The sequence below is a fragment of the Mycobacterium sp. genome (assembly GCF_035274705.1).
In the GTDB taxonomy this organism is placed as follows: Bacteria; Actinomycetota; Actinomycetes; order Mycobacteriales; family Mycobacteriaceae; genus Mycobacterium.
The window spans coordinates 1-15,771 of sequence record NZ_DATENY010000143.1 but is presented as its reverse complement, the minus strand read 5'-3'; the positions used below and the strand labels follow the sequence as shown (position 1 = coordinate 15,771).

Genomic DNA, 15,771 nt, shown 5'->3' with positions numbered 1-15,771 from the left:
GTGTCGGCGACATCGACGCAAAGCACAACCAGCTGATGGGGTATCTGGCCCAACGCCTCGCCCAACTCGTATGCCTGTGGCAGACCGATGGCGTGCGAGCTGACTACGCCCGGCGGGGTCCCGTCGCCGGGCATCCAGCGTCGGATCTGTCCGGGGTTGCAGCCTTCTCCGGTCGACGCGTCGACGACGACCGCGAGCCGGGCATCGCTCCAGGCTTCGAGGATCGCAATGGGTTCACCGACGGCGGTGACCACACGCACACCGGGCACGCCGCGTTTGGCGACTACCTCAGCCACTGCAAGCCCCACCCCGTCGTCGCGACGAAATTCGTTGCCGATGCCGATGACGACGACGTCGCGGTTCATCTGCGGTCGATGGTCAGCGTCAAAAAGTGCGCAGAGCATGAGATGCACGGGTCGTGGTTGCGAATCGACTTCTCGCACAGCGATGTCAGCGTCGCGTCGTCCAACGTCAAGTTGGCGGCTACGAGTTCGGCCATTTCGTGTTCGATGGCGGCCTGGTTCTGGGCGGTGGGCGGAACGATCGCCGCCGCGCGGATCAGGCCGTCACCGTCGATCTCGTAGCGGTGATACAACAGCCCCCGCGGCGCTTCGCTCACACCATGGCCGACGCCCTCGCGCGCCGGAACGTCGACGAACGGCTGTGCCGGTCGCTGGTACTCGGCGATGATGCGCAGCGCCTCCTCGACGGCATACACCACTTCGACAGCACGTACCACGATGCTGCGGAACGGGTTTCGGCATTGCGGCCCAAGCCCGGCACGCGTGGCAGCCTCCCGGGCGATCGGTGACAGCGCAGCGGAGTTGAGGGAGTACCGCGCGAGCGGACCGGTCAGGTAACGGTCGCCGTCCAGGGTCGCGTGCAGTGCGGTGGAGTGTCGCACCTGCGCTTCGACGACATGGTCGCTGAATTCGCTGATATCAAACGTAGGGCCGACGCTACGACGGATCGTCCCGTTCTCGATGGGATAGCGGTCGTTGTCTGCCAGCGACAACAGTTCGTGGTCGAACTCTGCATCAGGGAAGTCGAATTCGGCCACCCACTCCACCATGGAGAGCGCGTCGTCGAGGGCTTGGCGTAGTTGTTCGGCGAGCGGTTTGAGATCGCTTGGATGCGGAACCGAGTAGAAGCCGCCGAGCCGCACGTTGATCGGGTGGATGGCCCGCCCACCGATCTGCTCCATCAGCCGGTTGCCGGCCTTCTTCAACGCCAGCCCGCGTTCGATGAATTCGGGGCGCTCCTTGGCCATGCTGATGCCATCCGGATACCCGAGAAAGTCCGGCGCGTGCAGCAGCACGATGTGTAGCGCGTGGCTATGGATCCATTCCCCGCAGTAGAGCAGCCGACGCAGCACCACCAGCTCGGGCGGAACCGTTACACCGCAAGCATCTTCGATCGCGTTGCAGGCGCTGATCTGGTAGGCGACGGGGCAGATGCCGCACACCCGCGCGGTGATGTCGGGCGGCTCGGTATATGCCCGGCCACGCAAGAACGCCTCGAAAAACCGCGGCGGCTCATAGATGTTCAGCTCGACGGACTCCACGGTGCCGTCGGACAGCGTGACATGAAGCGCGCCTTCACCTTCGACGCGTGTCAGCGCACCGACCGAAAGAGTGCGGATCTCGGGATTCACTCGTCGTTCCGTTCCTTGGCGAAGTTCGCGACGTTGAACGTCGAAAACACCCGGCCGACATCGCCGCCCGACATGCCGTCACGGCGCAGCACCGGAATCAACGCGGCGGTATTGGGTGTGGCGGCCGGGCCGAAGCACCCGTAACAGCCGCGATGGTAGGACGGGCACAACGCCCCACAACCGGCATGGGTCACCGGGCCAAGACACGGGATGCCCTCGGACACCACGACACACGTCACACCGCGCATCTTGCATTCGGTGCACACCGTCTTGGCCGGCAGCCGGGGTTTGCGCCCCACCAGCAGAGCGGCCAGGGTGTCGAGCAGCTGGCCGCGATCGATCGGACAGCCCTGCAACTGATAGTCGACCTTGACGTGCGCCGCAGCCGGCGTGGACGTGGCTAGCGTGTCGATGTACTCGGGTTTGGCGTACACCACAGAAGTGAATTCGCCGACGTCGGCGAAGTTTCGCAATGCCTGCACGCCGCCCGCGGTGGCACAGGCTCCGATCGTGACGAGGATCTTGGACTGCTCGCGGATCTCTTTGATGCGCCGCTCATCGGCGGACGTGGTGACCGAACCTTCCACGAGCGACACGTCGTAGGGTCCGCCGACAATGGAACTCGAGGCCTCGAGGAAGGTGGCGATCTGCACCTCGCCGGCGAGCGTGAGCAGTTCGTCCTCGCAATCCAGCAGCGTCAGCTGGCAGCCGTCGCACGAGGCGAATTTCCAGACCGCCAAAGTCGGTGTGCTCATCTACAGCTCCCTGACCCGCAGAAGGGGTTCGGCGACGTCATAGCCGACGACTGGCCCGTCGCGGCACAACAGCAGCGGGCCCAGCTGGCAATGTCCGCACCAGCCGATACCGCACTGCATGTTGCGTTCGAGCGAAACTCGAATATCACTGGCGGCCACGCCCTTTCGTAAGAGCTCAATCGCGCCGTTTCGCATCATCGGCTCAGGACCACAGAGGAACGCCGTGGTCTGCTCCGGGCGCACCGGCAGCCTGCGCAGCGGCTCGGTGACGAATCCGACCTCGCCCGGCCAGCCCTGGATCGGGACGTCGACGGTCAGGTGGACGTCAATGGCGTCATCGCGTGCCCAGCCGGAAAGTTCCTCGTCGAACAGGAAGTCGTCTCGGGAGCGGGCGCCGGCGATCAGCGTCACCCGCCCGTAGCGGTCACGTTCGGCGAGGGCGCCGAGCACCACGGGGCGCAGTGGTGCCAGCCCGACTCCGCCGGCGACGATGACGAGATCTCGTCCTTCGGCATCGGCCAACCCCCAGTGGGTTCCGAACGGGCCGCGCATGCCGATCAGCGTGCCGGGCTGTGCGTCGTGCAATGCCCGGCTCACCGCACCGACCGAGCGGATCGTGTGGGTGATGGTGTCGTCGACGGTCGGCACGCCGCTGACGGAGATCGCGATCTCGCCGATCCCGAACGCGTACATCATCATGAATTCGCCTGGGCGCGGCGCGGGTAACGGTTCGCGCGCCGGCTCCAGACGCAACGTGGCCGAATCACGGTTCTCGCTGACCCGGCTACTGACCCGGTATGGCACTGGGCTCATCGCCGACGGTGTCACCGGCCACGCCGCGGTGTCAGTCATCGGCTTCCTCCGCCAGGCCCGCAAGGGTGTTCATCTCCTCGGTGATGTCAATCCCGGTGGGGCACCATGCGATACATCGCCCACAGCCAACACACCCGGTGCTACCGAACTGGTCGTGCCACGTACCGAGCTTGTGGGTGATCCAGTGCCGGTACCGCGACGGGCCGGATTGGCGGACGTTGCCCTCGTGCACGAACGTGAAGTCGAATTCGAAGCACGACGCCCAATTCATCCATCGCTCAGCGTGCTCACCGGTGAGATCGGTGACATCCTCGACGCTCGTGCAGAAGCAGGTGGGGCACACCATGGTGCAGTTGCCACACGTCAGGCAGCGGCTGGCAACCTCCTGCCAGTGCGGTGACTCCCGTGACTCGATCAACAACTCACGCAGGTCGCCGGCCGGCATTTGACGGCCCATATGGTGCGCGGCTTCGGCGACATCGCTTCGCGCGGAATCGAGTTCGCTCGGTGTGGCATCCCGGTGGGGGAGGGCGGCCAAGACGTCGGCGCCATCGTCGCTGCCGACATCCACCACGTAACGACGACCGTCAGGCTCGATGCGTTCGGTGAGCGCCAGATCATAGCCGGGGCCGACGGCGGGTCCGGTTCCCATCGATGCGCAGAAGCACAGGCCGCCGGGTTCGGTGCAGTTGACGGCGACGACGAAGATCCGCCGGAGGCGTCCCACGAATCCCTGATCCGGATGTGCTCCGTCGCCCAGGACGCCGTTGAGCATCGCGATCGCCGAGAGGTCGCAGGCCCGCACGCCGATGAACGCATACCGCGGGGTTTCCTCGGGCGCCGTCTCGTCGGACGTCCACAGCCGCTGTCGCGGCGGATGCAGGAACTGCTTCCACGACTGCGGGCCCGCGGAGTGGCCGAACAAGGCGTCGTCGTCGCGGCGGCGCAGCCGGTAGTGGCCCGGGCCGACATCTACGCCCCAGCCCTGCGGCAGCTCGTCGGCGGAGGTCAGTTCGGTAAGAACGATCGCGTTGTCCGACAGCGTGGGTCCGACCACACGGTATCCGCGGTCGATCAGCGTGGACACGAGTTGGTGCAATCCCGCGGCGTTGATCACCGCACTACTCATGGGCCTATCGTGCTCCGACTCGCGGCACGATGCACAGTCTTTGTGTCCCACGATTAGGTGACAAAGGTCCTCGCCGGTGTTCACCGGCAGGTAACCCTGGCCCGATAGCGTCCTGCCGTACAGCGTTTGTCTGAGCAGGAGTCATGTGGTGTCGTCGCGGTTAACTCACTTGCTGGCGCGCGACGATGCCACCGACCGCGAATTGGTCCGATTGCTCGGCCATCTCGACGACCTGCTCGAGGAGCTGGAAGCGGCCGAATCGACGTGGTCTGACTGGCTCGCCGCCGCGGCAGCCGGCTATCATGCCAGCGCTCGAAATGTCGTGCACTACTGGGCAATTCGGCAGACAGACTTGCGTGAACTGCAGGGGCGCCTTGCGGCCTTCGGATTGTCTTCGCTGGGGCGCAGCGAATCACACGTCGAAGCGGCGCTTCGGCTTGTCCGATCCGCGGTGCGCGCGATCTTGGAAGGCACATGGCATCCGCCCGAACCTGCCGCGGTGGGGGCAGACGAGGGGCGCGGGCTGTTGCAGAGCCGGACCGACGCACTGCTCGGACCGTCGCCGGCCGACCGCGAAACACGCATCATGGTCACCCTCCCGTCTGAGGCAGCGACGGACCGCGATCTGATTCGAGAGCTGGTCAAGCGCGGCATGGACGTGGCGCGGATCAACTGTGCGCACGACGGCCCAACCGCGTGGCGTGCGATGGCCGATCATGTCCGGCAGGCGAGCATCCAGGCGGGTCGCAGCTGCCTCGTCGCAATGGACCTTGCCGGGCCGAAACTTCGTACAGGACCGATCCAGCCAGGGCCGCAGGTGGTCAAACTCCGGCCAGCCCGTGACGCGCTCGGCCGTATCGTTGCGCCGGCACACGCATGGTTGACCTCGAATGACAACCCGAAGCCACCACCGAACCCAAGCTTCACGTCATTGCCCGTGCCCGCGGAGTGGTTGCGTCGCCGCCGCGCCGGCGACATCGTCAACTTGTACGACACCCGTGGCGCGAAGCGGCATCTCACGATTGCAGACGACGGGACCGATGGAGTCCTCGCGACGACGGACAAGACGACCTACCTAGCCACGGGCACGGTGCTGAGCGTCCACGGCACAGATGACCCAACCAAGCTCGGGGCCCTGCCCGAGATGGAGCAGAGCCTGATGCTGCGGCCGGGTGACACGTTGAATGTCACGCGAAACTGTTCGCCCGCGCCCGCCAACACTGGCGATGTGCCGTGGATCGGGTGCACGCTTCCCGACGTTTTCGACAACGCCCGTGCCGGGGAGAAGATCCACTTCGACGACGGCCGCATCGGCGGCGAAATCCTCGGCGTGCACCCCGACATGCTCCAGGTGCGGGTCATGCGCGCCGCCACGAACGGCTCCCGCTTGCGAGCGGCCAAGGGGATCAACGTGCCGGATACGCGTTTGCCGATACCGGCGCTGACGGACAAGGACATAGCCGACCTGGCCACCGTGGTGGATATCGCCGACATCGTCCAGATGTCGTTCGTGCAAGACCCGTCCGATGTTCTGCGGCTACACGATGAGTTGGCCCGGCTCGGCGGCGACAACCTGGGCGTGGTGCTCAAGATCGAGACCCGGCGGGCGTTCGAGCGGCTCCCGCAGTTGTTGCTCACCGCGACGCGCCGGCCCCGGGTCGGCGTGATGATCGCCCGCGGTGACCTCGCTGTGGAGGTCGGTTACGAACGCCTGGCCGAACTACAGGAAGAGATCCTTTGGCTGTGTGAGGCGGCGCATCTCCCGGTGATCTGGGCGACGCAGGTGCTGGAGCAACTCGCGAAGAGCGGTTTGCCGTCGCGCGCGGAGATAAGCGACGCCGCAATGAGCGGACGGGCCGAATGCGTCATGCTCAACAAGGGGCCACACATCGACGAGGCGGTGGTCGTGCTCGACGACATCCTTTGCAGGATGGCCGAACATCACTACAAGAAGAACGCCTTACTGCGCCAGCTGAACTCGTGGCGCTCTCCGTGATCTCCACGCGGCAGGGGGCCGTTGGTTGTCGGTTGTTGGGACTTCCGGCCATGTCGTTGGGCACCGGTGGTCGGTAACATCGCGGCCATGTCGGAAGAGTCGCAACCCATCTCTATCCTCCCGGAGAGCGAATGCTGGAATCTCCTTTCCGGCGTTGCGCTGGGACGGCTCGTCACGAGCGTCGACGGCGAACCGGAGATCTTTCCCGTCAACTTCGTCGTCCAGCACCGCACCGTGCTGTTCCGCACAGCCGAGGGCACCAAGCTGGTCAGCGCTGCGATCAACAACCGGGTGCTGTTCGAGGCCGACGACCACAACGTTGCCGAAGGCTGGAGCGTGATCGTGAAGGGGATGGCGAACACGCTTCGTACCGACGAGGAGATCGACGAGGCGGAGCAGGCGCAGCTTCTGCCGTGGACGGCAACGGTGAAGCAACATTTCGTTCGCATCCGGCCATTGAGCGTGACCGGCCGACGGTTTGTCTTTGGCTCAGAGCCCGATTGACCACCGAATCTCGTTCGAATCCAACGCTGTTCAACTAGACGACGCCGCGTGCTCGGCGTAGCCGCAGCGGCGGCTGCCCATTGACTTTCGTCCTTTTTCGGCAACGTCGTGTCGATCTCCGCTACGAGGACGATCATCGTGCCTGCCCGGTTCGTCATGGTCAACTCTGGCTGAACGACGTAAGCAACCGGCTGTAGGAGACGAGCGGGATGGCCGAATTGGTATCGGTGAACGTCGGAATGCCGAAAAACGTGAGCTGGAACGGCCGCACCGTTTACACCGGCGCGTGGAAAACGCCCGTGGACGGCCCCCGCATGGTCCGCCGGCTCAACATCGACGGTGACGGTCAAGGCGACCTCGGCGGCCACGGAGGAGAGAACCGCGCGGTGCTGGTGTACCAACAGGCCTCCTACCGCCACTGGGCTACCGAACTGCGCCGCGACGACCTCACACCGGGTGCTTTCGGGGAGAACTTCACTGTCGACGGCCTCCCCGACGACGAGGTGTGCATCGGCGATCGCTATCGGATCGGCGAAGCCGTCTTCGAAGTCACCCAGCCGCGGGTCACCTGCTACCGCGTCGGATTGCGCCTCGGCGAGCCTCGCATGGCGGCTCTGCTCGTGTCGCATCGGCGACCAGGTTTTTATTGTCGAGTACTGGCTGAAGGCGACGTCGAGGCTGGACAGGAGATCGTCAAGATCAGCACCGGGCCAGAACAGGTGACCGTCGCCGAGATCGACGCGTTGCTCTACTTACCGGGGCATCCTCGCGACGCGCTCGAGCGCGCACTTCGCATCCCTGCGCTGAGCCCAGGTTGGAAGACCTCCCTACGGAGCCTGGCCGACCAGGGTGGCGGTGACGCGGCGGCGCAGGGCAATAGCGGATTGACGGGCGTCATCAACCCACCGCCGGCGTGGCCGGGTTTCCGGCCGCTGCAAGTGACCGCCATTCACGATGAAAGTCGACACGTTCGTTCGGTAACACTTGTCAGCCCCGACCGTTCGCGCTTACCTAAATGGCTTGCAGGCCAATCGATCACCCTGCGAATACTGCCCGAGTCGGGGAGTGCGCCGCTCATCCGCAACTACTCGTTGTCCAACGAGCCCGGGTCCGACGAATACCGAATCAGTGTCAAAAGGGAGACCTACGGCACAGTCAGCCGACATATCCACGAGCACGTGAACATCGGCGATGTCCTCGACGTCGCAGCGCCTCGCGGCATTTTCTTCCTCGATGACGGTCAGGCGCCGGTGCTATTGGTTTCCGCCGGAGTCGGAGTGACCCCTGTCCTTTCCATGCTGTACTCCTTGGTCGATAACGGCTCCACACGACCTGTCTGGTGGCTGCACGGCGCCCGCGACAGCTCAGAACACCCCTTCGCTCAAGAAGCTCGCGGGCTATTGAAGCGATTGCCCCGCAGTCAATCCCATATCTATTACAGCCGTCCGATGCCCACCGATCGCGAAGGTGTCGACTACACCGAGCAGGGCCGGCTCACTGCCGAAGAGCTCCGCCGACTCGGCCCGCCCCACAACGCACACGCCTTTCTGTGTGGACCCGCTTCCTTCATGGACGAACTCAGCGAGGGACTCGCCACTTACGGTCTGGAACCGCGGGCGATCCACAGCGAAATATTCGGAGCCCACGGCGCACTCACGCCCGGAATCGCCGCTGAGCTGAGACCCCCGCATCTCCCGGAGGGCCCGGCCGGCGACGGTCCCGAAATCCAGTTCGCGCGCAGCGCTATCTCGGCACCATGGGGGCCGCACTACAGCAGCCTGCTTGAGTTCGCCGAAGCCTGCGACGTGCCGACCCGATGGTCATGCCGCACCGGGGTCTGCCACAACTGCGAAACAGCGCTGCTGTCAGGACGGGTTCGGTATGACCTCGAACCGCTGCAACCGCCTGCCGAAGGCAGCATCCTCATCTGCATTTCGACGCCATCGGAGCCAGTCGTCGTTGATCTCTAACGTGCCATTTTCGGATGACCTCCGGCGGACGGCACCCGGTACAGTGCGGCGCCGGCGGCGATGCCTGCGCCTGCCGCGATGAGCAGAACCCGGTCACCGGCCCGGAATTGGGGTGCCGCACGGTCGAATGCGGCCGCCAACGAGGCGGTGTTCATGTCCTCGTCGTCGGCGACGACGATCTGTCCGGCGGGTACTCCCAGATGTCTGGCTAGTGCGGCTCGGTAGCGACGGCCAGCGGGCGCGGCGATTATCGCGTCGACGTCGCCAAGTTCGAGCGACGACGCGCGCAAGCACTTGTCGGCGGCCTGTGCCGCCGCAGCCGCGAATTGGTCTTCGTGGTCGTCCGACACCCCGAAGCGAAGCACGTTGCGTCCGTCGACGAGTCCTACGGTGGCATTGAAGCTTTCGCCTTCATCAGGAACGTTGACCCAGTGAACGCCCTCGACGCCGCCGTCGTCGGCCCAATTGCAGAGCAGGGCCGCCCCGGCCGGTGAAAACGGAAAGTTCTCACTCATGCCGTGTCCGGGATCGGCATCGCTTGTCACCACGAGGGCACAGTCGATCGCATGTGACTTCAGGAAACCGTCGACGATCTGTAGGGCCGTCAGCACTCCACAACTTCCGTTGGCGATGTCGAATGAGAATGTGCCATGGCCGTGCGCATGCGGGTCTTCGGGATTTGCGCCGATGTCCTGTTGAATCATTGCGGCGAGGGCGGGTTCGCCCAGATTGCGGTCGCGATAGATCCCGGCATTGATCAGCAGGTCGACATCATCGGCCCCGCGCCCGGCCGCGTGGAGACAGTCTTTGGCCGTTTGTACGGCAAGACGCAGGGCGCTATGGCGATTTCGCCAGCCTCCCTCGGTGACCGCAACCCGGTCAATCACTGTGCCCATAGCGATCCACCAATTCCTCGTCCACCGTCAGCAGCACGATGCCGATCTCGAGACCGGACGCCAACGCAATCAAGGCCACCGTTTCGCCGGGCCGAATGTGTCCGGCTCTGAGCTCTTCGACCAGGGCGACGGTGTGGGTCGTCGACGCGGTATTGCCATACCGGTCGACGGTGATCACCGCGTCGTGGCGGGGACTGTCACCGAATGACGCCGCCATCTTGGCCATGCCCTTTCGGATCGCGCGCGCCGACGTTTGATGGGTGATGACGTGGTCGATGTCGTGTATCGAGATGCCCACTGTGTCAAGCACTTCGTGCAGTAGCAGGGGAGTGTTGGACATCGCCGCCTTGTGTATTCCCCTGGCGTCGGTGAACATCCTTGCGGCGGGCTCGTGCCCCTTCGGATAAGCCAGGCACAGCCGGCTGTAGTCGGCCACGGTGGTGAAGCCGGCGAGCTGGATTCCGGCCGATTCCGGGCCGGCGCGTTCGAGGCAAAGGGCCGCTCCCGCGTCGCCGAGTGTCAACGACGCGAGCTCTTTGCTCATGATGTTGCGAATATGGCGAGCCGCATTCTGGCCGAGCTGGGAGATGTACTCGCCGCTGACCACCAGCGCGCGCTCGATGGTTCCCTGCCGAATCCAGTTGTTGGCCACCGTCACACCGGTCAGCATTCCTGCGCACGCGTTTGACAGGTCGAACGTCATCGCCTGTGTCGCCCCGATGGCACGGGCGACGAAGCTGCTCATCGACGGCTCGACCCACTGCGTGAGCCCACCGCGGAATTTTGTGATGCTGCAACTGATCACGACGTCGATCGAGGCGGCATCGCGCTGCGCCTTGCCGAGACAGTCCAGGGCCGCCGACGTCGCCAGGCTGTAGGAATCCTCGTCGCCCACCGACACGCGACGTTCGTGGATGCCGGTCAGCCGTTCGAGGTCGATGTGGGTGTGGTGGCGCGTGGTGGACATCAACGTGTCGGTTGTCAGATGCGTGGTAGGCAGATGCCGTCCAGCGCCGGCCAGGCGCGTAAGAAACGGTGTGGGCGATTGCCCGTCAGGTGGCTCCATCACCAGCCAGTGACTGCGCGTCATCGACTGATCATGTGTTTCGGCTTCGTGAACGCAGTAGGGGTCTATGGCAACTGAACGATGGCCAAAAGTCCCACAGGGCGTGCGTTGGTCCTTGGTGCTTGGGACCTTCGTCTCTTCGTTAGTGCGCCCCTCAATTCCTAGTCTCGGTGCATGGGCAAACAGCGACCTCTTCTCGCGGGATCGATGGCTGTGGCCACCGGCGCCGCCCTCTACCGCGCCATTTTGCGGCCGTGGATGTACACGTGGGGTGCTGACGACAACGAGATCAGCGCCGAGCTTCCGGGGGACGAGCTTGTTTCGGCGAACACACCGCGGACCACACGGGCCGTGACGATCGACGCACCGATCCGCGCGGTCTGGCCGTGGCTGGTCCAGATCGGCGAAGATCGCGGCGGCTTCTACAGCTATTCAGTGTTGGAACGGGCGGTCGGCGCCCACATCCACAATGCGCACACGATTCACGAGGAATGGCAGGACGTGCGCGTCGGCGACACCGTTTGGCTGGCGAAGCGATACGGCGACGTCGGCCGGCAAGTCGTGGCCGCCGTCGAGCCGGGATCGCATTTGGTGCTGATGTCGCCGCCCGACTTCGAGCGAGTGCAGAGAGGCGAAAAGGCCTCCGGTGCATGGGCGCTTTATCTGCGGCGCACGTACGGGTGGACTCGCCTGCTGGCTCGCGGCAGCGGCGGCGCTGTCGGCCACGCGAGCTTCGACATTCCGCATTTCATCATGGAGCAGAAGATGATGCGAGGTATACGCGATCGTGCCCAGCGAACACGCCGAGCGTCGTCACAGCGAAGCGTCGAGACGGTTTTGGCGCCCCTTTAGCGACAGGACCGAAGGCTCGCGCCGGTAATCCCTCGTCAATGCCGCCGATTCTTCGCTGTCCGCCTCGGTGAATGGAATCATGGTGGCGTGTTTGACGATGCCGGGTCGAATGTTGACCCAAGCGCGCGTCCACTGCGTGACACCCTGTCGCAGTTGCGTCTGCGTGAGCTCCTCTCAGAGGTCCAGGACCGCGTCGAGCAGATTGTCGAGGGCCGCGACCGGCTCGACGGTCTGCTGGAAGCCATGTTGGTGGTGACCTCGGGCCTCGAACTGGATCAAACGCTTCGGACGATCGTGCACACCGCCATCGAGCTGGTCGACGCTCGGTACGGAGCACTGGGTGTGCGCGGCCACGACCACGAACTGGTCGAATTCGTCTACGAGGGCATCGACGAAGCGATGCGCGAGAAGATCGGCCATCTGCCCGAAGGGCGCGGGGTGCTCGGCGTGTTGATCGATGACCCGAAACCCATTCGCCTCGACAACATCTCGCACCATGCCTCGTCGGTGGGCTTTCCGCCCAACCACCCGCCGATGCGGACCTTCCTCGGGGTGCCAGTGCGCATCCGTGACGAGGTCTTCGGCAACCTGTACCTGACCGAGAAGTCGAACGGGCAACCGTTCAGCGAGGACGACGAGGTCCTCGTCCAGGCCCTGGCCGCTGCGGCGGGAATCGCTATCGACAACGCACGGCTGTACGAAACGTCGAAGACGCGACAGTCGTGGATCGAGGCCACCCGGGATATCGGCACCGAGCTGCTGTCGGGTACCGATCCGGCGCGGGTGTTTCGCCTGGTCGCCGACGAATCCCGCGTCCTCAGCGGTGCCCAGTCAACCTTGGTGGCCGTGCCCGTCGATCCCGACGCTCCCGCAAGCGAGACCGACGAGCTGGTGGTCGCCGCGACCTCGGGTGACGGGGCGGTGGCGGAGTTGCGTTCGATTCCGGTGCCCGGAACGTTGATCGGCGAAGCGTTTGTGCAGCGCACTCCCGCACGCTTCGACCATTTCGATCTGGGAACCGACCAGACAGCGCTTGCCGGCCCGGCGCTTGTTCTGCCATTGCGGGCCAGCGAGGCCGTCGCGGGTGTACTCGTTGCGCTTCGGCCTGCGGGGGCGCAACCCTTCACCTCTGAGCAGTTCGACATGATGGCCGCGTTTGCGGACCAGGCAGCACTGGCCTGGCAGTTGGCCAGCACGCAACGCCAAATGCGCGAGCTGAGCATCCTCACCGACCGTGACCGCATCGCGCGAGACCTGCACGATCATGTCATCCAGCGGCTCTTTGCCGTCGGCCTTGCGCTTCAGGGGACGATCCCTCGGGCTCGTCTACCGGAAGTGCAGCAGCGGCTTACGGAATGCGTCGACGATCTCCAAGAAGTCATCCAGGAGATTCGCACCGCGATCTTCGATCTCCACGGTGCTTCATCTGGAGTCACCCGACTGCGTCAACGCTTGGACGAGGCCGTCGCGCAGTTTTCCTCGTCCGAGCTGCGTACCACGGTGCAGTACACAGGTCCGCTGTCGGTGGTCGATGCCGTGCTGGCCGATCATGCCGAAGCTGTTGTCCGAGAAGCGGTCTCGAATGCGGTCCGGCATGCCGATGCGCACAGTATCACCGTCAACGTCGCCGTTGGCGACGAGTTGTGCATCGATGTCGTCGACGACGGCAAAGGCATTCCCGCCGAGATCACCGGGAGCGGCCTGCGCAACCTCCGTAAGCGCGCCGACGACGCCGGTGGGTCGTTCAACGTGGACAAGGTGGCTACCGGGGGCACGAAGTTGACGTGGCGCGCACCCATGCCGTGAGGGCGCCGGACCGCTTGTCCCGCAGCTGGTTTGGGCCGAAACTTAGTGGCGCCTCTTCCAGATGACGATTCCCACAGTGAGCACGCCGAGCAGTAAGAGCGCCGCCACCGGCACCGTGCGCTTCGGCCTATCCGTCGCGGTGTGCCGCAGAGTGTCGGCCATGTCTAAGACGCGCTGCTTGGTCTCCTCGGCTTTCTGATTGGTCCGTTCCTTGACGTCGAGTTTGGCCGACAACGCTTGCACTGTCTCGCCGAGCTCCCTGCGGGTTTGTTCGATGTCGGCCGTGATGTCGTCGATGCCGGCGTCGGGCCCCGGCTCCGGTCGAGTGCCGTCAGGTCCGGTCATGGCGTGCGTCCTTCAACTCTCGAATGTCTTCTTTCACCGTTTGGACGGTTCTGGGTGCGGCTGGGGTGGCTTCCTGCGTTTGATTGCGGGCGACGAGAGCGGCGATTCCAGCGGCGGCGAATAAGACGACGCCGACGATTAGGGCGGCGGCCCACACCGACATCACCAATGCCAGCGCCGCAACCGCCGCGGCGATGAATGTCGCCGCACCGAAAAACGCGAGCACACCAGCCACGCTGAACAGGCCGGCACCGAAGCCCGCGTGTTTGGTGGATTCCTGGAACTCCTTTTGCGCCAGCCGCATCTCGTCGCGGATCAGCCGAGATGTTTGCGACGACAGCTGACTCATCAACTCGCCGATCGACGTGACTGTGGCCGGCTTCGATTCGAGACTCATCGCATACCCACCCCTGGTTGGTTGGTTTTTGCTCCAAGACAGTGATGCCCCGGTGGGGTCAGCCCAAACACCCGCTCGTTTTCGCGCGGGGTATCGGTGCGGTGACGAGACCGCCTCTCCTTCGCAACGGTTGGGTAACGCCGCAATTGTCGCGTCGGAAAATTTGACGATCGACTGTTCAGTGAACTCACAAGCAAGACGCGTCCGGCCCACAGGTTCAGGCGCAGAGAGGCTGGAAAGACGATGTCACGGACCACGAATCGGCTGGTCATTATGGCCGTGGGCACCGCGGGGGCGTATCTGGCGGTGCCATTGTTGAGCCCGTTCGCGGCCCCTGCCACGGCCGACACGACCCACGGCGGTGTGCCGTGCATAGGAATCGTGCAGCAGCTCGTGACCAATCCGGCCAACCTCCAGCAGTCGCTGCAGTCGGCGAGTTCGGCGTTCACTGCCGGTCCACCGCCGTCGCCGCCCGTCGTTGTTCCTCCGGCCAGTTCGGTAGTGGGAATTACTCCGCCGCTTACTCCGCCGCTGCCGCCGGCATCGGTTGTCAGCTCGGCATCAGGGGTAACGCCTCCCGCCCCGCCGCTGCCGGCCGTCCCCGCGGCCAGCTCAGTTCAAATTCCGGCGTCTCCGACTCCGCCGCTGCCGGGTGCTCCGATCCAGGCAGCCGCCGGCAACGTTGCGCCTCCGCTGCCGCCTGCACCGGCTGTGCCGGCCGCCAACGCAGTCGAGGTTCCGGTGCCACCGGCTCCGCCGGCCCCCTCTGCGCCGGTGGCAAATGCGGGACAGGTTGTCGCTCCTCCTTCGCCGCCCGCACCGAGCGGCGCAGTTCAGGATGCTGCGGCGCAGGCGGCTCCTCCGGTTCCGCCGCCGAGTGCTGGAGTTCAGGATGCGGCGGCTCAAGTAGGGCCGCTGGCGCCGAGTGCTGGTGTTCAGGATGCGGCGGCTCAAGTCGGGCCGCCGGTTCCGCCCGCACCAAGTGGTGGGATTCAAGATGCGGCCGGCCAGGTAACGCCTCCGGCGCCACCGGCATCCGCTGTGCCTGCGGCGAATGCCGTCGAAACCTTCTCGCCGCCCGCCCCGCCGGCTCCCGCTGTACCGGCAGCGAGTTCGGTCGAGGCCGCGACGCCTCCAGGACCGCCAGCGCCAGCTGCGCCGGTCCAGGGTGCCGCGGGAACTGCGACGCCACCAGCTCCTCCGGCTAGCGGTGTTCCGGCCGCGAATGCGGTTGAGACTTTCTCGCCGCCCGTTCCGCCGGCTCCTGCAGTTCCGGCCGCCAGTTCCGTTGAGAACGTCGCTCCTCCGGTTCCGCCGGTGCCCGCTACGCCTGCGGCGAGTTCGGTGGAGGTGGCGACGCCTCCGGTTCCGCCTGTGCCGGCTGCGCCGGTTCAGAGTGCGGCGAGCAATGTGACGCCTCCTGTTCCGGCGGTGCCTGCTGCGCCTGCGGCGAGTTCGGTGGAGGTGGCGACGCCTCCGGTTCCGGCGGTGCCGGCTGTGCCGGTTCAGAGTGCGGCGAGCAATGTGACGCCTCCTGTTCCGCCGGTGCCTGCTACGCCTGCGGCGAGTTCGGTGGAGGTGGCGACGC

The 15,771-nt window shown here is 65.1% G+C and carries 14 protein-coding genes and 1 pseudogene; 6 read left to right on the top strand and 9 right to left on the bottom strand.

The features are described 5' to 3' along the window. From VJV41_RS28660 to VJV41_RS28640, 5 genes are all read right to left on the bottom strand, one after another. Positions 1 to 365 (bottom strand): hydrogenase maturation protease (locus VJV41_RS28660; RefSeq protein ID WP_325339593.1); only part of this gene is annotated, 365 nt, incomplete at its 3' end. Next, on the bottom strand, positions 362 to 1,654 hold the full coding sequence (locus tag VJV41_RS28655; protein ID WP_325339591.1) for a Ni/Fe hydrogenase subunit alpha: 1,293 nt from the start codon (positions 1,652 to 1,654) through the stop codon (positions 362 to 364). The genes VJV41_RS28660 and VJV41_RS28655, both read right to left, overlap by 4 nt. Beyond that, positions 1,651 to 2,409 carry an oxidoreductase gene (locus VJV41_RS28650; protein WP_325339589.1) on the bottom strand — a complete coding sequence of 253 codons (759 nt, stop codon included), beginning with the start codon at positions 2,407 to 2,409 and terminating at the stop codon, positions 1,651 to 1,653. The genes VJV41_RS28655 and VJV41_RS28650 overlap by 4 nt, the downstream gene beginning before the upstream one ends. Beyond that, positions 2,410 to 3,261, bottom strand: coding sequence for an FAD/NAD(P)-binding protein (locus VJV41_RS28645; protein WP_325339587.1), 852 nt, complete (start codon positions 3,259 to 3,261; stop codon positions 2,410 to 2,412). After that, positions 3,254 to 4,351 carry a 4Fe-4S dicluster domain-containing protein gene (locus VJV41_RS28640; protein ID WP_325339585.1) on the bottom strand — a complete coding sequence of 366 codons (1,098 nt, stop codon included), beginning with the start codon at positions 4,349 to 4,351 and terminating at the stop codon, positions 3,254 to 3,256. The genes VJV41_RS28645 and VJV41_RS28640 overlap by 8 nt, the downstream gene beginning before the upstream one ends. A 148-nt stretch (positions 4,352 to 4,499) precedes the next feature. Here VJV41_RS28640 and VJV41_RS28635 point away from each other — a divergent pair, with 148 nt between their 5' ends. From VJV41_RS28635 to VJV41_RS28625, 3 genes are all read left to right on the top strand, one after another. Then, on the top strand, positions 4,500 to 6,347 hold the full coding sequence (locus VJV41_RS28635; RefSeq protein WP_325339583.1) for a pyruvate kinase: 1,848 nt from the start codon (positions 4,500 to 4,502) through the stop codon (positions 6,345 to 6,347). Positions 6,348 to 6,434: 87 nt separating this feature from the next. Continuing rightward, on the top strand, positions 6,435 to 6,851 hold the full coding sequence (locus VJV41_RS28630) for a pyridoxamine 5'-phosphate oxidase family protein (protein ID WP_325339582.1): 417 nt from the start codon (positions 6,435 to 6,437) through the stop codon (positions 6,849 to 6,851). 209 nt (positions 6,852 to 7,060) lie between these two features. Next, the gene (locus VJV41_RS28625; RefSeq protein ID WP_325339580.1) at positions 7,061 to 8,821 is read left to right on the top strand and encodes an MOSC and FAD-binding oxidoreductase domain-containing protein; all 1,761 of its coding nucleotides are present in this window, start codon (positions 7,061 to 7,063) and stop codon (positions 8,819 to 8,821) included. Here VJV41_RS28625 and VJV41_RS28620 read toward each other — a convergent pair. Continuing rightward, entirely contained in the window at positions 8,818 to 9,717 is a 900-nt protein-coding gene (locus VJV41_RS28620) for a 3-oxoacyl-[acyl-carrier-protein] synthase III C-terminal domain-containing protein (RefSeq protein WP_325339577.1), read from the bottom strand. The two genes, VJV41_RS28625 and VJV41_RS28620, sit on opposite strands and share 4 nt — an antisense overlap. Further along, positions 9,701 to 10,807: a 3-oxoacyl-ACP synthase III family protein gene (locus tag VJV41_RS28615; protein WP_325339575.1), complete on the bottom strand. Its 1,107-nt coding sequence runs from the start codon at positions 10,805 to 10,807 to the stop codon at positions 9,701 to 9,703. The genes VJV41_RS28620 and VJV41_RS28615 overlap by 17 nt, the downstream gene beginning before the upstream one ends. 150 nt (positions 10,808 to 10,957) lie before the next feature. On the opposite strand from VJV41_RS28615, the gene VJV41_RS28610 reads away from it, so the two are divergent. Both VJV41_RS28610 and VJV41_RS28605 read left to right on the top strand, forming a co-directional pair. Then, positions 10,958 to 11,635 carry a hypothetical protein gene (locus VJV41_RS28610; RefSeq protein WP_325339573.1) on the top strand — a complete coding sequence of 226 codons (678 nt, stop codon included), beginning with the start codon at positions 10,958 to 10,960 and terminating at the stop codon, positions 11,633 to 11,635. An 87-nt stretch (positions 11,636 to 11,722) separates the two neighbouring features. Then, the gene (locus tag VJV41_RS28605; RefSeq protein ID WP_325339572.1) at positions 11,723 to 13,441 is read left to right on the top strand and encodes a GAF domain-containing sensor histidine kinase; all 1,719 of its coding nucleotides are present in this window, start codon (positions 11,723 to 11,725) and stop codon (positions 13,439 to 13,441) included. A 42-nt stretch (positions 13,442 to 13,483) separates the two neighbouring features. On the opposite strand, the gene VJV41_RS28600 is transcribed toward VJV41_RS28605, so the two are convergent. Further along, on the bottom strand, positions 13,484 to 13,786 hold the full coding sequence (locus tag VJV41_RS28600; protein WP_325339570.1) for a DUF3618 domain-containing protein: 303 nt from the start codon (positions 13,784 to 13,786) through the stop codon (positions 13,484 to 13,486). Beyond that, positions 13,773 to 14,183, bottom strand: a complete 411-nt coding sequence (locus VJV41_RS28595) for a phage holin family protein (protein ID WP_325339568.1) — start codon at positions 14,181 to 14,183, stop codon at positions 13,773 to 13,775. Before VJV41_RS28595 ends, VJV41_RS28600 begins: the two co-directional genes overlap by 14 nt. A gap of 243 nt (positions 14,184 to 14,426) precedes the next feature. Between VJV41_RS28595 and VJV41_RS28590 the strand changes: the two are divergent. Continuing rightward, positions 14,427 to 15,771, top strand: a pseudogene (locus tag VJV41_RS28590) (hypothetical protein); the annotation flags it as partial.

What these genes read in the sequence shown, in the direction of transcription:
- VJV41_RS28650 (WP_325339589.1), bottom strand. Translation starts at nt 2,409, where the DNA reads ATGAGCACACCGACTTTGGCGGTCTGGAAATTCGCCTCGTGCGACGGC.
- VJV41_RS28645 (WP_325339587.1), bottom strand. Translation starts at nt 3,261, where the DNA reads ATGACTGACACCGCGGCGTGGCCGGTGACACCGTCGGCGATGAGCCCA.
- VJV41_RS28640 (WP_325339585.1), bottom strand. Translation starts at nt 4,351, where the DNA reads ATGAGTAGTGCGGTGATCAACGCCGCGGGATTGCACCAACTCGTGTCC.
- VJV41_RS28630 (WP_325339582.1), top strand. Translation starts at nt 6,435, where the DNA reads ATGTCGGAAGAGTCGCAACCCATCTCTATCCTCCCGGAGAGCGAATGC.
- VJV41_RS28625 (WP_325339580.1), top strand. Translation starts at nt 7,061, where the DNA reads ATGGCCGAATTGGTATCGGTGAACGTCGGAATGCCGAAAAACGTGAGC.
- VJV41_RS28620 (WP_325339577.1), bottom strand. Translation starts at nt 9,717, where the DNA reads ATGGGCACAGTGATTGACCGGGTTGCGGTCACCGAGGGAGGCTGGCGA.
- VJV41_RS28615 (WP_325339575.1), bottom strand. Translation starts at nt 10,807, where the DNA reads ATGACGCGCAGTCACTGGCTGGTGATGGAGCCACCTGACGGGCAATCG.
- VJV41_RS28610 (WP_325339573.1), top strand. Translation starts at nt 10,958, where the DNA reads ATGGGCAAACAGCGACCTCTTCTCGCGGGATCGATGGCTGTGGCCACC.
- VJV41_RS28600 (WP_325339570.1), bottom strand. Translation starts at nt 13,786, where the DNA reads ATGACCGGACCTGACGGCACTCGACCGGAGCCGGGGCCCGACGCCGGC.
- VJV41_RS28595 (WP_325339568.1), bottom strand. Translation starts at nt 14,183, where the DNA reads ATGAGTCTCGAATCGAAGCCGGCCACAGTCACGTCGATCGGCGAGTTG.